Origin of the sequence: Raoultella sp. T31 (genome assembly GCF_002806725.1) — a bacterium.
Classification (GTDB): Bacteria; Pseudomonadota; Gammaproteobacteria; order Enterobacterales; family Enterobacteriaceae; genus Klebsiella; species Klebsiella electrica.
In genome coordinates, this window is record NZ_PIBO01000020.1 from 39523 (window position 1) to 56252 (window position 16730).

Genomic DNA, 16730 nt, shown 5'->3' on the forward strand with positions numbered 1-16730 from the left:
TACTTAAATTTCACTTCTTTAGCCTCATTCAGTCACTTCTTTGCTTCCGTCATGCAATATGTCATTTACATGTCGTCTCTTTACTTGATGGCCTTCAGATCGGTAAAAGAAAATTCATTTTCCCCTGACAACATCACTATTAATGGTAAAAATCTGAATATTGAGGTTATCGACAGCATTCACAGCAGAACTTATCACTCTGTTTTTCACCCCGGATGTATGGTGACATAGTGTTGAATCGCCAGACCCGGCCGGTCTTAAACCCGGCGCTTCAGTCATAATCATAATTCTCGTGAATGATATTCCGCCTGGATAGTGCGATCGGCTCAATCACCAAATCATCCTCACCAGCCGGACCGAGTGAGGTCGCCCATAAGAGCCATCCCTGATAAAGCGTGACTTGTGCTGCGCAAAGAAGCGCAGCACATCGGCGATAAAGTCGCTATCAGGCAATAACCGTCGCCAACGTCTCCCGGCGTCAGGCATAACCATAGAAAACGCCTTATCCGGAAAAGTGAGTCGTTGCCCGGGGATACAGGTTTGAAAACGATAATGAACCGCAAACAGGCATTGAGCCGCTACAGCCTCTGCGGCCACAAATTTCTGCGCAAATCTGGCTGATAAGCAAAGCGGCATCACAACAATGAACGATACCGCCGGAGGGAGTGGAGAATGGCGAGCAGCCGCATGATTATCGCGTTCGGTACCCCATCCAGTACACAGAAGTGGATCCCTTTCACCGTCCTGATAATTCATACCCCTGCCGGTCAATGACGATTCGCCCCAACGATGTATCTGGGGCGTAAGATAAAATATCAACTATAATCAAGAACATCATTTTTTTCACAGGAATGGAACGGACTACGCCGTGAGGCCCAATACTTTATTTTTTCGCGGTAAAATCTTAAACGCTGATGAAATAACTCAGACATTTCTAAAGGCATATTTCCAGAGACAGCATGCACACACAATCCTCGCTGTTCATGCTCCATTTTTGCAACAGTAAATGCAATAAAATCTACGTTAGTCTTCATGGACTTGGGGCAAAAATCAAACATATAACCTCCTTTGTTGTTTGTTTTTCCCATTCGACACAATGTCGATTTTTAAGCATAAGCCATTTTTTACACGTTACAATGAAATCCCATAGAAATAGTCCTTATAATTACTTATATTTTATTATAAAAAGACACAAGGATAAACCGAACAGAAGGATGATAATGCAGCGAATATTTGACCAGGCATAAGTGAAAAATCCCACCCTTGATAAAAATATACTATAAGTCATATTTCTTTGTAATATTGACCTGGCGCAGAATTAAACGCCACGGTGGATTATTCATTTCGTTTTCCTGCCTCCGAAATTTTCATTTCGCCATCCTGCTGTACCTGTACCTCCAGTCAGGTCAGATAACTCAGCGCTCAGTGAGGCCGGCATTCATTATCGTCCTGCCGCCAGCGCTTCGACATGGTGCGCTATATCGCAGGCAGAGCGGTTGGTTTAAGGGTTCCGGGAACAGGGGTGTTCCCCTGCTCTGGTCGCTCAGGTTATTCATCCGGTTACTGGGGATGTACTGCCCTGCGAATGAACGTCCGCACTAAGGGCGGTGAGTGTATTCGCCGGATGTAATAATCGTCAGTTAACCGTAAGCTATGTGAGCCGTTTTCCGGATTATAGTCGTATTCCGGCGTTAACGATGAAGGGTCAGTGGCTGGAGGCGGCGGGGTTTGCGACGGGTACAAAGGTGGAAGTGCGGGTAATGGCGGGTTGTATTGTGTTGAAGGCGGCAGAGCCGGTACCGGAGCTGGAAGAAGCGATGCGCCGGGTTGAGAAGCTGTCGGCGAGGAAGCAAAAGCTGGCGTGTGCACTGGGAAAACATCAATACGTTCTTCGCCTATCCGCCTGACATCCGAAAAGCTAGTTTGGTCACTATCCAGATACAAATGCTAAATGTATCAGACGTTAGCCATCAGAAATAATTTCCGCTTTTGGCACTAAGTGCCCCATCAAATTAGCTCGAAATTTATCGCATAAAATGACCAGACCCAAAATAAGCCAGTACAACTAAATCAAACCAGTACCTTCAACCCATGCTTCTGCACCACGGTAAGCAGTTTCAGCGATAACCCACTGGGGCGTTTTACGCCACTTTCCCATTTCTGCACCGTTGACACACTGGTATTCAGGTAGCTGGCAAAAACGGGTTGGCTGACGTTCAGCTTCTCGCGTAATGCTTTAATCTCAACAGGTTGCAGATCGTTCACGTTATTAAGGCATGCTTTATCAAAGTTGCGCATCGTCTCCTGCGGGATAGCATCGACGCTGAATAATCCAGCAGCCGCGCTGTGGATGGCCTCAAATGCAGGACTCTTAAATTTACTTTTTGCAGTCATGGCAAATCTCCACCAGTTCTTTACTCTTAATCAGTGCCGTGATCTTTTCATCGCTAAGAGCAGCGTAGTGCTTTGCTAACTCGCGGAACCCGGCCAGTTCGCGATTATCAATGTTTGCCATATCCTGTTTGGCATAAAGGAACGTGTAATACCAGTGCTCCCCGCCTTTCGCCAGGATAATGGCGCGATCGCGATTCTGGTTCAGCCGTTTCTTGTATACTCCCCCGCCAAGATCGTCAGCCTTCCCCTGCACTACCGCCTCTATAGCCCGACATAACTCACTATCTTTGATGGCGTGAGATTTGGCTGCCTTGCTGAACCATTTGGTTTTGAATACGCGCATCAGGCTGACATCCTGTTACCTTGACTATAGCACCTGGTGCTAGATTAATCCTTTTTTTCACTGATGCAAAGTGCCTGAAGCCAACATAATTTGGCCGTATTTTTAACCACGCATATCATCCTATTCGGCGTAGCCTTGCAACGGCGTATCAAAATCAATTGGGACAGGCTTAAAAGTAAACGTCACTGCAAGACCCTGAAAAATGCCAACACGTCGTTATCCGTCACCATATTCGCTTCTCTTTCCTGACTATCTTGTTTGTCATCATTGGTTTTAGTGTTCGGATTCTGGCATTTGTCAGTGTGGGGAACCTGATGGACAACTTAGCTCTTCTACTGAATCCATATCACAATCCGTTCTGATTAATGTGGCAATGACAATCATAGCGGTTATTTTTCAGCCGCAATATAGTCATATTATTATTTTTAAAACAAAACACCCATAAAATTCGCAGTAAAAATCAGCAGATAGCGTGGTCATATCGCATTAAATAAAGAATAAATTTTGCTGGTGATTTCATTCATGATGAGCCAATAACAAGCCATGGTTAGCAACAGATTGAAAGCCAGGGCAGACGCAGTAATGAAATCTGAATATGTTTCTCCGTCAGGAAAAAAAGACGAGTAAGGCAGAAAGCGGAATAGTGCCCAGAATAGAAATGTGAACGCAAATACCTTAGCCAGACGTCGCAGTGTGGATAAAATCCAGTCGCCAAAGAGGCCAGTTGGATTAACTTTGCGTGTCATACCGTTGTAAGCGGTAATCATCGCGCTCATGACAGGAATACCGATCAGGGTATTAATCAGGATATCGCAGTAAAAATGTAACGATTCCCACACTTCTAAATCCGGTTCACCGAGTATGAAACGAGTAACACGACTGGCGCTCTGGAAATCGAAAAGACCGATGATTGAACTGACGAAGCCGTCGGAAGGAATGGCCTTAGCGACGATCAGCATAACCACATAAAACAGCATTATTTTAAGCAACAAGCTAAGGGCATGTTTTGCCATTGGCGATCACCTCAATTGTGCCGTATGCCTTGAGTTTACTCATACAAGAAACATCTACCTGCGGTGTTCTCAGCAATGCATTACGCGACATGGCAAAATCTGAAGCATGTAGCAGAGTGATACCCCCTTTTGATAGCACGGCAGGATGCAAACGGAAGTTACCGCGTTTACCCCCTCATTCCATGTGTCATCGTCGGTTCCCCAATCATCCCGCCTGTGCCTGAGCGTCGCACCATTCATGACATGGTTGTAACGATCCCGAACACCGGTATTAACGTGCGATCGGAGTCCACCTGCAGGACGATTAACAATCCAGTATTTACCCGCCGGAACCGGGCCTGCGGTCGGCTTCATGTCACAAGCCCCCCGATTGCGATAAATACCATCGCCAGAAAACGCTAAAAATGTTCCGGCCCCAGGAAACGATAACGGAGAGTCATGCGCATCGTTGATGACAAACCTTCCATGCAGAGTCATACACCACCCAATATCCTTTTTTGAACTGTGGATTAAGGTACAGGCTGCTTAGTAGACAAGCTATGTTAATAATATGATTTTATTTGAAATAATCTTATTTTATGTTGGTAGCAAGCGCCTGGCTGCGGTATTTCAATGCCCAGAGAAGCATCCGAACGCATAATCCTGCCCCCTTTTCCCGCAATGTGATCTACTATTTCGGGCATCTGTGCGGGTCGTCCAGAACCGTGAATCATCATGCGCATCATCGCTGAGGAGTTTCCTGTTGCATTGGTTCGTTCGTCTACGCCTGGCCTGGCGCCAAATCACCACTGGATTTCCTTCGCGTGCGAGGCTGGCAGCGCGCGATGCGCTTGCTACGGCACTGGCCTGCCTGCTGGCATGGTTACTGGCGGTATGGCTGTTAGGGCATGAGCATCCTACGTTTGCCATCGTCAGTGCCGTGGTATGTCTTGCTCCGGGTGTACCCAGCCACCTGAAACAGGCAAGAAATCTGGTCATTGGCTGTACGTTCGGTATCGTGATGGGGGAGTTGATGTGGCAGCTCCCCGATACTCATCCACTGGTGCGGATGAGCATTGGTATGTTCTTCGCTATTTTGTTGGGCGCCGCCATCGGCCCGGCTCCGGTGGTCCCCATCCAGGCTGGAGTATCGGTGGCTCTGGTTCTTGCCATGGGGCCTGAAAGCGCGGGCGGCACGCGTTTAGTGGACGTTCTGCTGGGAGCCTCTGTCGGATTATTATTCAGCCAGGTGCTCTTTACGTCTAATCCATTCAGCGACATTGGGCGTTCAACCTCCGACTTCCTGCGTCAGATTGGTAATGGACTGGATCGAATGCTACGAGCCTGTGAGGTGCAAAGCAGTAAGGGAGCAGAAGCCGCTCTGAGCCAGCTTTCAGAGGCTCAGGCCGCTCTGGCCGCTCTTCGCGCCGCTGTAGCTGAAGCACAGGTCAGTAAACGCTGGTCACTACGGGGTCGGCTAAATGCCGGGCGGCTTGCCACCGTCACACAGCGTTACGACCGCCATGCAATCCGGGTATACGCGACTTCCCTTTTATTAGCGGAAAGTCTCAGCCGGGCCATGTCACACACCCATACTCCACCGCCAACTGTCGTGATGACGTATTGTCAGTGGTTGTCGGATAGCTGCATGGTACTCGCCCGTCAATCCGCCGTTGTTGCGCTTAAAGAAAGTGACCCGCAGGCTTGTATGGGAACACCACCTCAGTCCACCGCTGACCAGCGCCATGAACTACCGCCAGAATGGCTCACGGTAGAAGATAATGCACGGCAACTGGAGCATGCCTTACAGGCACTGCTGGGCTCACGCGACGCATAATTGACACGCACCGTAAAGGTTGGGTTTATGACCCCGCGTTTGATGCCGCTGATGTCAGCGCGAACGAGTCCGCACTTGCCTCCAGGGAGAGGCCAGATTGCAACCTGAGCTTTTTAATATGGGTCCCAAAGAGAGCCTGAATCTGAGGGAGCCATTCATATAAGCTTTATAAACTGTCAGGCCGCGGACAACCCATCGCATAAGGGGATCAATGCTAATATAAACCTGGTGTATGCCATTTAGTTTGGCCCGATCAATACCATCTTCCCTGGATTGTTTTTCTTAAAACGATGGTACTGCAATATCAACTCCGCCAAATCGTCATCTACCGCGTAGAAGTAGGCTTCCGGTACATCAAGTACCGCCGCCAGCTTGCAGGCTAATGTAAAATCGGGGGCATGGATGCCCTTTTCGTATGAGCTAATACGGGAGCTTGCGGATTCCTCTTCCAGGCCCGCGTTGACACCTAATGTCGCCTGAGTCATACCGGCGGTCACTCTGGCTATTTTCAGTCGCTTTCCGATCACGTTTGCCATCCCGTTCATCTCCGAAGACGAGAATTATCGCCCTCTGAATTGCGTACCACCTCACGCATAAAAATACACATTAATCTAATACTTGAACCAGTAATTAAAAAGCAGTCTTTATTACAGTTATCCATAAATTTATATCGATATCCCGAAAAAATAGATTCACAGATAGAATATAGAACCTATGTCGAGGTAATTCCCGGGTTGAAGTAACCCAGCATTGTACTGAACCAAAAGAATTTTTATTCTGATGACGGATTCTATGAAAGTCATCACCCAACGTCAGTGAGACGAAAATACATGACTGTAGCCCGCATGAATTCAAGCCTAAAAAAGCGATTCAGACCTTATTATTTGTATTTTGACATAATGACATTTAATACATTGACCGGTTCAATAGATAGCAAGGCAGCAATATGCGCGAATTCCACGACATCTAATCTCCTCTCACCACTCTCCATTTTGGCGACAAATGACTGTGGACGCCCCAGCGCCTGGGCCAGCGTTACCTGAGTTAACCCCTTCTCCTTCCTTGCTGTACGCAATAGTTTTATAACCATTTGATATTCATCAGAATAAATAGAAGGCATGTCATTTTTCTCGATCTATATCGATATGGTATTTTTTATGACCTGCCAGCCCGGATAATGAACCATATGGCCTGTTGAGGTCATTCTTTACTTCTTGCTTAAAAACAACGCTAATACATCTGCTGCAAACTGGTCGTCCCGGATATAAAAATAGCACTCCGGCACATCAAGCACCCGTGCAAATTCACATACCAGTTCAAACGTCGGCTTATGCGTACCATTCTCATAATGAGATAAACGTGAGTAAGCTGTAGCCTCCTCGATACCAGCCAGTACCCCCAGTTTCTCCTGGGTCAGCTTTGCACGCAAACGTGCTTCTTTAAGTCTCTTGGGGATCATACCGTGTGTCCAGTAAGAATTTCACGGTAATCTTTAGCATTACTCAAGTCATTTTATCTTTAGAGTTCATAAAGATAGATAGTTCAGCATTCAGTAATACACTAATAAAATCAACTATCTGACTTATCCTTCTCCCATTGACCTCGTTGTCCAGCACGTCGCTTCAACATCACTTCCGCAAAGCTATCATCCAACGTATAAAAATATCCTTCAGGGACATCAAGCACCTTTGCTAACTGGCATACCAAATCAAATTTTGGTTTATGCCTGCCATGTTCGTAATGTGAGATTCTTGAAGAGCCCGTATCTTCAGAAACCCCCGCCGCTGCGGCCAACTCTTCCTGCGACATATTCGCCAATTCTCTCGTCGTTCTCAGACGCTTCGGAATCATAACCCTTTCCTTTGAATGGTCATATTGACAGCATCTTTAGTATTCCTTAAGATGCTTCATCTTTAGAGTTCCTAAAGTCCATAAAAATCTTGTCCTGTCTGACCCTGATATCAAAAGAGGTATGAGTGGAATGGCCAACAAAGAACGGTATTGCGCCTACAACATCACTGCGCTGCGCACATGTGGTATCAACCTGACGAGACCTTCTCTGGACACGAATGTGGAGTTGGCAAATACCTTGATGCGTCTATTGCCTGAAGACGAGCGTCTGGTTGCTATCGCGCTGAATGTTCATCCCTTTGAAATCTGGCCCAGCCGTTATTCCGATCTCACCCGAGCCCGTAATCCGAAAAAAGTCCTTGCTCCACCGGGACAAGGACAGCCCCTGCCGTCTGCTGTTTGAAAATAATCGCCAGATTCACCAGAAATCATTTTTATCAATGAATTAACAAAGAGGTCTTTTATTTACACACGCTAAAAAGGAGTTGTTTATGCATACCACTATTGAGGATGTATCACTGCAACCCGCTTTAACCCGCCCCACGCAAGGAGGTCGCCATGTTTCTGGTTACCCTTGCTGAAAGCTTTATCAATATTTTCCAGCTCGCCGGGAAGGTCTTTCTCGACATGATGAGCGGGATCATTCCGATGCTGATTTGCCTGCTGCTCGCCATCAACTTTCTGATGAAGCTGGTCGGCCAGCAGCGCATGGAACGGGTAGCGACGCTGTTTGGTCGCTCGCGGATCCTGACCTATGGCCTGCTGCCGATCCTCGGCTGGTTCTTTATGAGCAGCCCCGGCGCACTGACGCTCGGCAAGCTGCTGCCGGAAAAGAGCAAACCCGGATATGAGGACGCACTGGGCACCACTGCCCACCCGCTGACCAGCCTGTTCCCCCACGTGGTGCCCTCGGAGCTGTTCATCTGGTTGGGCGTCGCCGCCGGGATCAAAACCCTCGGCCTGCCGGTGACCGAACTGGCCCTGCGCTATATCGCCGCCGCCATCGTGATTGGCCTGCTGCGCGGCATGATCACCGAATATCTGTTCCTGCGCCTGCGCCATAAGGCGACGGGAGGTGCGGCATGATCTATCAGGCCCATATCGAACGCGTCGGCCCCCATGCGGCGGACGGCCTGGCGGATAACCTGCTGATTACCTTTCGCGCCGACGGCCCGGCGGACTGCCTGGATTACGCCCTGGCCCTGCGGCCCGTTTTTCAGCACGAGCACGCCCGACTACTAGCGGGCGATCGATTCACGCTCGGGGGCGAGGACTACCTCATCACCGCCGTTGGCAGCCGCGCCCTGCAGGCGCTGCTGGAGCTCGGACACCTGACACTGGTGTTCGATAGCGCCAGCGCGCCGCGCCATCAGGGCACGCTACATCTTGCCGGCAAAGTCCCTGCGCTTGCGCTGTTGCAGGGCTATCTGATCGTTAAGGAGAGTGCGCAATGAACCTGATCAACGTTGCTCCCGGCGCCGAAGGGTTCGGTACCGGGCTGAGGCTGCCGATCGGCAGCGGGCTAAAGGTGGTGTCGCTGACCGGGCGGGAGATCCATCCCGTCGCCCGTCGGCTGGGCGAACTCACGCAATCGGAGGTGATCAACGGCTTTCAGGCCGTTCCGCCGGATGAAGAGACGCTGTGCGTGGTGATCAACTGTGGCGGCTCGCTGCGCTGCGGGCTGTATCCGAAAAAAGGCATCAAGACGATTAACGTGATGCCTACCGGGCAAGCCGGGCCGCTGGCGCAGTTTATTAACACCAGCAACTACGTGTCGGACGTGCATGAAGGGCAGATCACCCGCGTGGCGACAGACGCGATACCGGATGAGCCGCAGGCGATCGTTGTGGAGCCTGCCCCAACGGTCGCGCAGACGCCGCCGCCCGCCACTTTTGGCAATCAGCTGATTCTGGCGGTGGAAACGCTGGGTAATAAGACCGGCCACGTGATCGCCCTGCTGTTTGCCGCCAGCCGTGAGGCGGTGGACGTATCGGTGCGAACGGTGATCCCGTTTATGGCTTTTGTCTCCGTGCTGATCGCCATCGTCCAGGCCACGTCGTTGGGTAACGTGATCGCCCACGCCCTGACGCCGATGGCGAACTCGCTGTGGGGCTTGCTGCTGCTGTCGGTGATCTGCGGCATCCCCTTTCTGTCGCCTATTCTCGGACCCGGTGCGGCGATTACCCAGGTGGTAGGGGTGATGATTGGCACCCAGATTGGGCTGGGGAATATCTCACCAGCCTTCGCCCTGCCCGCTCTGTTCGCCATTAACGTACAGGTGGGCTGCGACTTCGTGCCCGTCGGCCTCTCGATGCAGGAGGCCAAACCGGAGACTATCGCCAGCGGCGTACCGGCCTTCCTGCTTTCCCGCCAGTTGACCGGCCCGCTGGCCGTGATGATTGGCTGGGCATTCTCCCTGGGACTGTTTTAACAGACATATAAGGAACGTCATGATGAACAAGTTAAAAGTGGCCGTTGTCGGCACGGGGATTTATGGCAAGCACCATATCAACGCCTATCTGCATAACCCGGACGTGGAGCTGGTCGCGGTCTGCGACAATAACATCGAGCGCTGCCATGCCGCGGCGGATGAGCTGGGCATCGCCGGGTACGCCAGCCTGTCCACCCTGCTGGATGAACAGCAGGTGGATATCATTTCCGTGGCGACGTCCGATCCATTTCATAAGGAACCGGCTCTGCAGGCCATTGCCCACGGTAAGCATGTGCTGATTGAAAAACCGCTGGCGACCTCGGTGGCCGACTGCGAAGCGATTATTGCCGCCGCCAGGGAGCATGAGGTAATCGTCGGCGTCGATTTTCACAAGCGCTGGGACCCGGCGGCGATCCGCGTGCGCATGGAGGTGCAGAAGGAGGAAAGCGGCAGGCTCCTGCGCGGCTATATCAATATGGATGATGTGATCGCCGTTCCCAGCGAATGGCTGGCCTGGTCGGCGCACAGTTCGCCGGTGTGGTTCCTCGGCTCGCACTGCTTCGACATGGTGCGCTATATCAGCGGGCAGGAGGTGAAATCAGTTTACGCGGTCGGGCAGAAACGCCTGCTGGCGAGTAAAGGGCTGGACACCTGGGACAGCGTGCAGAGCACCCTGCTGATGGAGGACGGCAGTTCGTGGGTGATTGAAAACAGCTGGGTCCTGCCCGCCGCTTTCCCGAAAGACAACGACGGGCGCATGGCGGTGCTGTGCGATAACGCCTGGATCCGCTCCGATTCACAAAACCGCGGGCTGGAGATCTTCGGCCAGCAAACGGTTAAGACCCCGAACAGCTACTTCATTACCTACCGCGATGGCGTCGCCAGCGGGTTTGGTATTGACCCGATTAATGACTTTATTAAAGCGGTGAAGAGCAATACCCCGTATGCCGCCAGCGCAGATGACGGGCTACAGGCCAGCCGGATTTGCGAGACGGCGCATAAAAGCCTGCTGAGCGGCCAGGCAGAGCTGCTGGTTTAAGGGTTCCAGGAACAGGGATGTTCCCTTCCTTTTTCACTTTATTCATCCGGTGACTGGTGTTAGCTGATAGCCGGATGTCCTGCTATGCGGGTAGCTGCCAGCACTATAGTCCGTGAACTTATTCGCAGGATAGAATAAGTGTGTTTCCGATAGTTGACAATAATATATGACGTTAAGTCATTTAATGGTTTATAAGAAAATAAACTCATTCATCGATTCTATTTATACGCCATAAAAATCAAGATTAAATATCCTTCTTCAGTTCTTAATATACATCAGAAGGTGCCGATTATGTCTTATTATCAACTGGACTTTGTTTTTATTACTGGTTAGATTTACAGGTGTTATTTAACGCGATGTGAACGTGTTAGCGCACGTCCACATCGCTCATCACAATCACTATTTATACGGAATAGCAATTATGACTGAAGTCGATTGTATTGCAGATTTATGCGTTGCAGAAGTGTCGCCGAAAAATAAGCGTCAGTTAACCGTGAGCTATGTGAGCCGTTTTCCGGATTATAGTCGTATTCCGGCGTTAACGATGAAGGGTCAGTGGCTGGAGGCCGCAGGGTTTGCGACGGGTACAAAGGTGGAAGTACGGGTAATGGCAGGCTGTATCGTGCTGACGGCGGTAGAGCCGGTACCGGAGCTGGAAGAAGCGATGCGTCGGGTTGAGAAGCTGTCGGCAAGGAAGCAGAAGCAGGTAAGAGAGTTTATTGGGGTGATTGCGGGGAAACGTGTACGAAGCTAATAAATACCGCTCCTGATGCGTCAGGAGCGGTTATTTTTCAGGTGCAAGCGGGGGTAAATAACGGTTTTTCCTGTGCAACATCGTATGTTTATTAGGGTAACCTGAATCAGATCAGTTTTAATAGCCACCCGATCATCCTCTTTGGTCGTCGACAGAGGAACCTGATAGTGAATAGAGTTCAGTATAACGAGGGACCATCATTTATGCCGTAGCACGCTCGTTCCAGGCATCTGTATATTGGATATTTCCATCTACAATACGCCAGGTGATTTTTTCATAGCGTAGCTGCACACTTTCCAGATGGCCCGTACCGGTTATCGTTCGCGTATCGTGGACAATTGGCGTCACAGAAACAACCTTCACACCTTCCAGCAGAATATTGAAGTATTCCACTTCCTGGCCAGCGTTATTAATATGGTAGAACTTGAATTCAGCACTTTGCAACGTCTGACCAGTGGCAACGGCTTTGTAAAGGTATGGGCTCGAGGAATCAATCTCTTTATCGAACAGAAACGGCGCATGTTTACGTGTGCCGGTTAATTTCCCTGTAGCGCCGTCGGTAGGAATGCTGAGATTATGCGTCAGGCCGCGAAGTTCTACACTCCCCTCACGGTCCTGAACATCGGAACCGCCGCGGATCATCACGCCGCCATCATCTTTCAAAAACAGGTGAACGGGAACAGCCATTCTTAAACTCCTTTTAATTAGTCATATAACCAGAGACCAGCTTTAGCTGACTCTGCGAACATTCGTACAGTTAGCGGCTTTGATACTTGCTTGATCGGCTCTTTGTTAAACCATTTGCGATATACAGACTCTCTTTCCCACGGGTAGTAGGTATCAAAATTGATCGCTGATACATCGACATTAAATTTCTTCCCGAAATCATCAATGGCATAAGGTAATTCATCCCATTCGGCATAGCCTTGCAATGGCGTATCAAACTCAATCGGGATAGGCTTAAAAGTAAACGTCACTGCAAGAGATAACTCTCCCCTGAAAAACTCTAATATTTCGCTATCTGTCACCATACACGATCCTCTTTTCTGGCTATGGTGTTGTAGGTATTCACCGTTTTATAAGTAATCTGAGCGACATCGCTTGCCAATAATACCCAACCGATAACAGGAATCGAGCGTCCAACGAATGCGCCTAAATTGTTTGTCATCATCGGTTTTAGCGTTCGGATGCTGGCATTTGTCAGAGTCGGGAGCCTTACGGATAGATGCACGTTGAGGAATTCCCGAGAATATTTAGAGGCGATGGACGTACCAGGTGTCGCTCCGTAAGGTTTACCTCTGGTTTTCAATACCGGCAACCCAAGAACGATACAAGCCATCCCTAAGAGATCGGTAATCCCGCCAAATTGTTCATCAATTTTGTCGAGGAAAACCCAGAAAAATAGCTCTCCTGACGAAATATTACAGACAGCCTTATAAAAGTATGTTCCATTGAGCTCTTCTACTGAATCCATATCACAATCCATTATGATTAATGTGGAAATGACAATTATAGCGATTATTTTTCAGCCGAAATATAGTAATAGTATGATTTTTATGACAGAACCCCCATAAATTTTGCATTAAAAATAATGCAGCCAACACTGTCATATAGCATTAAATAAAGAATAAATTTTGGTAATTTTATTCATCATATGCCAATAACAAACCATCGTTATCAGCAGATTGCAAGCCACGGCAGCCGGAATAATGAAAGCCGGATATGTTTCTCCGTCAGTAAAAACAGACGAGTAAGGCAGGAAGCGGAACAGTGCCCAGAACAGGAACGTGAACGCGAATACCTTAACAAGACGTCGCAGGGTGGATAAAATCCAGTCATCAAAGAGGTTGGCTGGATTAACTTTGCGCGTCATGCCGTTGTAAGTGGTGATCATCGCGCTCATGACAGAAACACTGATCAGGGTAGTGATCAGAATAGCGAAGTAAAAATGTAACGATTCCCACACTTCTAGATCGGGTTCACCCAGTATGAAACGAGTAAAACGACTGGCGCTGTGGAAATCAAAAAGACCGATGATGGAACTGACTAAAGTTGGCTTCATGCCACAAGCTCCCCGATTGCGATAAATACCATCGCCAGAGAACGCTAAAAATGTTCCTGCCCCAGGAAACGATAACGGAGAGTAGTGCGCATCGTTGATTACAAACTTTCCATATAAGTCCATAAACCACCCAATATCCTTTTGTGATATGTGGATTAAGGTACAGGTTTCTTAGTAGACAAGCCATATTAAGAACATGATTTTATTTAAAATAATCTTATTTTATGTTGAGGTATGAGCCTGGCTGTGACATATGGATTATGGCAAACGGTGAAATTTAGCGGGATATGCAGATATCCTTCGGGAGCGTGGCTGATATTCAGACTGAGTTTGAGCCTGGTTACGGCTCACAACGGAAAGTCACATACCAGCGCCACTCGCCATCAGAGCGGCTTTTGTGCAAGAAAAAATCAGGGAAGATTGGGCATATAATAAAGATGAGATATTTCAGTTAAATTGTTTTTTAATCAAAAAATGAAAGAAGTGCGAAGGCCGGACTCGAATTTCACACCTAATAGACTGATATCAATGTTATTTAGAAACAGGAATAAATAGCTATACCCGCACTTGTACCCACAAGTTAAAATCCCTACAAAAAATAGACATTGCAAGTGGGTATAAAGCCACACCAGTAGAACACCGATATGGCTATCAAAGCAAGATTCAGGCCGGCAGGAAAGTTTTCTTCAGAGGCACCAAAAGTTTGGTCTCGATATCGACTTGCTCGTAGTTCTCAATAAGCGCACGGACGAGATCATCAAGCGTCCAGAGCGTCAGAGGTATCGTCGAGCGGTCGGCTTCATAGCGAGCATCTTTCGTAAAGCCCCCCGTACTGACATAAAGCCCGCGATCGTCTTTATGGCGACCGCCGATAAAGCTGCGAATCTGCTGACTCCCCATTTGCTCCCTACGATGTTTTACCTCAACGATAATTCGTGGATTTTCAAAACCGAATCCATCGGGTGAAGCAATGATGTCTTTACCCCGATCGGCACCCGCAGGTGAAACCTGCGTTTTATAGCCCATACTGCGTAAAACTCCGGCAACAAGATTTTGCATCTCATCCCAGTCAAGAGAGTTGATACGATCTTTGATACCCTCAAACGCCAGCATTTCCATATCGCGAAGCGGATCAGAAACAACCTCATCTTCATCCATCGCAATTGGATTATGAGTAATTACATCTGCAGTGGGTTTCTTATCCTGCAAAAGCTCTTCTAGCGCATATTCTGGAAGCTGGAAAACCGTCAGCGTAGAACCCAATGTGTTTTTGGTAGCGACAGACAGCCTATCGCGGTCGATTTCTTGAGTATTCCATTTAACCTGCCGAGCGATCCCCATCCCCTCTTCCACCCATTCAGGATGATATTGGAAGTCGGATGTGACTTTGCCTAGCAAATAAGTACGGTTGGCTGGCGAATAGGTAATAACCCAATCACCCTTTTGGATCTCATTCACAAAACGCCAGACCTGCGATGCACCAGAACGGGCTGTTCCCAGCTTTGTTAAGGGATCTGCCTCCTGGTATAAGGCGAGTAACTGGGCTCGGGACAGGCCGGGTTTGACTAATGGAGCCAGCTGAGACCAACCGATGCCTACAATTTGCTTATCACGAAAATCGTCATAGAGCTTGCCGCCGTCACCGCGGATCATCCACATTCTGTTGCCCATACCCGTCCCTTCATGAGGAAAAGAAATTAAGCTGGATCATAAACTTGTTCGCCGTAGGCGTCAAAACTCTCCAAAACTACTTCGCTAACATTCCTGGGTAGTGTTTAGCGATAATATCATTCATCCTCTCGACCAAATCCAGGCGCTTGAAAGTCAAGTGCGCAGTGCCCTTCTGAAAGTAGCGAATACGGAAGAACTCATCTTCATAAACATCCTTATCCGGGTTATCTCGAATATGCGCCATCAACCGAGTAGTTATATCGCTACGGTTGTCAGGTATTGATTTACCACTCAGTAAAAACAGCATTCGCTCCAAGTCTGCCAACTGATCCCTCCGCCAACCCCAGTTCAGACTAAATCCCCAGCGATTGTGGCTCACCAGATTATTGATGATGATCTTCTTACCAAAGCTGCAGGGACTATTGGTTTTATAATTCCACGACAGGCCTTTGAAGACGTTAATGATCCCGCGCTCAAAGACTTCCATTTTGTTAAGATGTAACAGTTCAAAAGTGCTGAGAATGTTCGCCTCACTGATAGCAGGAAGATCGCCCTCCTCCAAGTTCTTGTGCCACTGGTCGCGAGCCTGTGCATCCATTAAGGCCATCATGCCGGACTTCAGCATCAAATCGCGCCAGATACTACTGTCGATATTGCGGGTGACGGCAGGCATCGCTTTATCTGCCTTCTCAGTCAGCCAACTATCGTAGCGGTGCCCTAGCTTCATCGCCCAGTCTTGCGCTGTACCACCGCCAATTTCTGAGGTTAACCGCGAAATGGCATCAAGCTGTTCAATGAGTTGTTCTATCTGTTTTAGTGCGGAATCGCGTCCAGTGACTACACGTTCGATACTGGTCGAAAGAATGAGCTCATTGTGTTCCGTCAATACGTCGGGTTCTGTTTGCATCGTTAATCGTCCATAAAAGCAAACACGCCTGCCGGAAGTGGCAGGCGCATTATGCGATGAATAAAAAAGGTGGGAAGTTCAGAGGTAAAAATCAGGAACGAAGCTCGAAGAATTCAGGTATTTATTAATCCGGTAGCTCGCCTGGCTCTAAGAATATCGGTGGAGGTCAGGAACGGAGCCTGCTCCAGCCAAGTGAATCCCTTACGGTCAGTGCGTACCAGTTCATAGTGTTCCACCAGGAAATTCACTGCATCAGCAAGTGTAATACCAGCTTCAATATGCTCTTGGATGGCCTCGTCGTCGTGGAATGGAGTGTCGTTAAGTGTCAGACCGTAATGATGCTGCAGCAGATACGTTAACAGTTGCTGCCACACCTGCACAGGCGACAGACGTGACGAAACCGGCACCATGGCCGGTACAGATGAAATTTGCATAATTTGGGTCCTGAT

Annotated in this window: 22 protein-coding genes and 2 pseudogenes; 8 read left to right on the plus strand and 16 right to left on the minus strand. The window is 48.8% G+C overall.

Annotated features, from left to right (window positions below; genetic code table 11):
* Positions 1-815: 815 nt before the first annotated feature.
* Positions 816-1058: a hypothetical protein gene (locus CWM52_RS14810; RefSeq protein WP_165785400.1), complete on the minus strand. Its 243-nt coding sequence runs from the start codon at positions 1056-1058 to the stop codon at positions 816-818.
* 549 nt (positions 1059-1607) lie between these two features.
* On the opposite strand from CWM52_RS14810, the pseudogene CWM52_RS14815 reads away from it, so the two are divergent.
* Positions 1608-1856, plus strand: a pseudogene (locus tag CWM52_RS14815) (SymE family type I addiction module toxin); the annotation flags it as partial.
* 214 nt (positions 1857-2070) lie between these two features.
* Here the strand turns inward: CWM52_RS14815 and CWM52_RS14820 are convergent.
* The 4 genes and pseudogenes from CWM52_RS14820 to CWM52_RS14840 form a co-directional block, all read right to left on the minus strand.
* Entirely contained in the window at positions 2071-2394 is a 324-nt protein-coding gene (locus CWM52_RS14820) for a helix-turn-helix domain-containing protein (protein WP_100684798.1), read from the minus strand.
* Positions 2378-2737, minus strand: coding sequence for a type II toxin-antitoxin system RelE/ParE family toxin (locus tag CWM52_RS14825; protein WP_100684799.1), 360 nt, complete (start codon positions 2735-2737; stop codon positions 2378-2380). The genes CWM52_RS14820 and CWM52_RS14825 overlap by 17 nt, the downstream gene beginning before the upstream one ends.
* 476 nt (positions 2738-3213) lie before the next feature.
* A complete protein-coding gene (locus tag CWM52_RS14835) occupies positions 3214-3750 on the minus strand; it encodes a hypothetical protein (RefSeq protein WP_100684800.1) in 537 nt (178 codons plus the stop codon).
* Positions 3731-4227 (minus strand): annotated as a pseudogene (locus CWM52_RS14840) (tlde1 domain-containing protein). Before CWM52_RS14840 ends, CWM52_RS14835 begins: the two are co-directional and overlap by 20 nt.
* 265 nt (positions 4228-4492) lie before the next feature.
* Between CWM52_RS14840 and CWM52_RS14845 the strand changes: the two are divergent.
* The gene (locus CWM52_RS14845) at positions 4493-5566 is read left to right on the plus strand and encodes an FUSC family protein (protein WP_100684801.1); all 1074 of its coding nucleotides are present in this window, start codon (positions 4493-4495) and stop codon (positions 5564-5566) included.
* A 239-nt stretch (positions 5567-5805) separates the two neighbouring features.
* On the opposite strand, the gene CWM52_RS14855 is transcribed toward CWM52_RS14845, so the two are convergent.
* The 4 genes from CWM52_RS14855 to CWM52_RS14870 all read right to left on the minus strand — a co-directional run bounded on the left by CWM52_RS14855 (position 5806) and on the right by CWM52_RS14870 (position 7417).
* Positions 5806-6111 carry a helix-turn-helix domain-containing protein gene (locus CWM52_RS14855; RefSeq protein WP_416308810.1) on the minus strand — a complete coding sequence of 102 codons (306 nt, stop codon included), beginning with the start codon at positions 6109-6111 and terminating at the stop codon, positions 5806-5808.
* Between the two features lie 335 nt (positions 6112-6446).
* Positions 6447-6686 (minus strand): helix-turn-helix domain-containing protein, encoded by a 240-nt coding sequence (locus tag CWM52_RS14860; protein WP_100684803.1) that lies wholly within the window; start codon positions 6684-6686, stop codon positions 6447-6449.
* Between the two features lie 87 nt (positions 6687-6773).
* Positions 6774-7025, minus strand: a complete 252-nt coding sequence (locus tag CWM52_RS14865) for a helix-turn-helix transcriptional regulator (RefSeq protein WP_054829351.1) — start codon at positions 7023-7025, stop codon at positions 6774-6776.
* 110 nt (positions 7026-7135) lie between these two features.
* Complete coding sequence (locus CWM52_RS14870) at positions 7136-7417, minus strand: helix-turn-helix domain-containing protein (protein WP_100684804.1); 282 nt, start codon at positions 7415-7417, stop codon at positions 7136-7138.
* A gap of 130 nt (positions 7418-7547) precedes the next feature.
* Here CWM52_RS14870 and CWM52_RS14875 point away from each other — a divergent pair, with 130 nt between their 5' ends.
* The 6 genes from CWM52_RS14875 to symE all read left to right on the plus strand — a co-directional run bounded on the left by CWM52_RS14875 (position 7548) and on the right by symE (position 11641).
* The gene (locus CWM52_RS14875) at positions 7548-7820 is read left to right on the plus strand and encodes a helix-turn-helix domain-containing protein (RefSeq protein ID WP_227521306.1); all 273 of its coding nucleotides are present in this window, start codon (positions 7548-7550) and stop codon (positions 7818-7820) included.
* Positions 7821-7975: 155 nt separating this feature from the next.
* On the plus strand, positions 7976-8503 hold the full coding sequence (locus tag CWM52_RS14880; RefSeq protein ID WP_100684806.1) for a PTS glucitol/sorbitol transporter subunit IIC: 528 nt from the start codon (positions 7976-7978) through the stop codon (positions 8501-8503).
* On the plus strand, positions 8500-8871 hold the full coding sequence (locus CWM52_RS14885; protein WP_100684807.1) for a PTS glucitol/sorbitol transporter subunit IIA: 372 nt from the start codon (positions 8500-8502) through the stop codon (positions 8869-8871). The genes CWM52_RS14880 and CWM52_RS14885 overlap by 4 nt, the downstream gene beginning before the upstream one ends.
* Positions 8868-9848, plus strand: a complete 981-nt coding sequence (locus CWM52_RS14890; RefSeq protein ID WP_100684808.1) for a PTS glucitol/sorbitol transporter subunit IIB — start codon at positions 8868-8870, stop codon at positions 9846-9848. The genes CWM52_RS14885 and CWM52_RS14890 overlap by 4 nt, the downstream gene beginning before the upstream one ends.
* Before the next feature lie 22 nt (positions 9849-9870).
* Positions 9871-10887, plus strand: coding sequence for a Gfo/Idh/MocA family protein (locus CWM52_RS14895; RefSeq protein ID WP_100684809.1), 1017 nt, complete (start codon positions 9871-9873; stop codon positions 10885-10887).
* A gap of 421 nt (positions 10888-11308) precedes the next feature.
* The gene (gene symE / locus CWM52_RS14900; RefSeq protein WP_100684810.1) at positions 11309-11641 is read left to right on the plus strand and encodes an endoribonuclease SymE; all 333 of its coding nucleotides are present in this window, start codon (positions 11309-11311) and stop codon (positions 11639-11641) included.
* 201 nt (positions 11642-11842) lie between these two features.
* Here symE and CWM52_RS14905 read toward each other — a convergent pair whose 3' ends face one another.
* From CWM52_RS14905 to CWM52_RS14935, 7 genes are all read right to left on the minus strand, one after another.
* Positions 11843-12328: an Hcp family type VI secretion system effector gene (locus tag CWM52_RS14905; RefSeq protein WP_100684811.1), complete on the minus strand. Its 486-nt coding sequence runs from the start codon at positions 12326-12328 to the stop codon at positions 11843-11845.
* 17 nt (positions 12329-12345) lie between these two features.
* The gene (locus CWM52_RS14910) at positions 12346-12672 is read right to left on the minus strand and encodes a DUF1493 family protein (protein WP_100684812.1); all 327 of its coding nucleotides are present in this window, start codon (positions 12670-12672) and stop codon (positions 12346-12348) included.
* Entirely contained in the window at positions 12666-13115 is a 450-nt protein-coding gene (locus CWM52_RS14915; protein WP_100684813.1) for an STM2901 family protein, read from the minus strand. The genes CWM52_RS14910 and CWM52_RS14915 overlap by 7 nt, the downstream gene beginning before the upstream one ends.
* 132 nt (positions 13116-13247) lie before the next feature.
* Positions 13248-13826, minus strand: coding sequence for a hypothetical protein (locus tag CWM52_RS26850; RefSeq protein ID WP_100684814.1), 579 nt, complete (start codon positions 13824-13826; stop codon positions 13248-13250).
* A 540-nt stretch (positions 13827-14366) separates the two neighbouring features.
* Complete coding sequence (locus CWM52_RS14925; protein ID WP_100684815.1) at positions 14367-15374, minus strand: restriction endonuclease; 1008 nt, start codon at positions 15372-15374, stop codon at positions 14367-14369.
* 76 nt (positions 15375-15450) lie between these two features.
* The gene (locus CWM52_RS14930; RefSeq protein ID WP_049265507.1) at positions 15451-16281 is read right to left on the minus strand and encodes a DUF4942 domain-containing protein; all 831 of its coding nucleotides are present in this window, start codon (positions 16279-16281) and stop codon (positions 15451-15453) included.
* A 113-nt stretch (positions 16282-16394) separates the two neighbouring features.
* Entirely contained in the window at positions 16395-16715 is a 321-nt protein-coding gene (locus tag CWM52_RS14935; RefSeq protein ID WP_100684816.1) for a TA system toxin CbtA family protein, read from the minus strand.
* Positions 16716-16730: the final 15 nt, after the last annotated feature.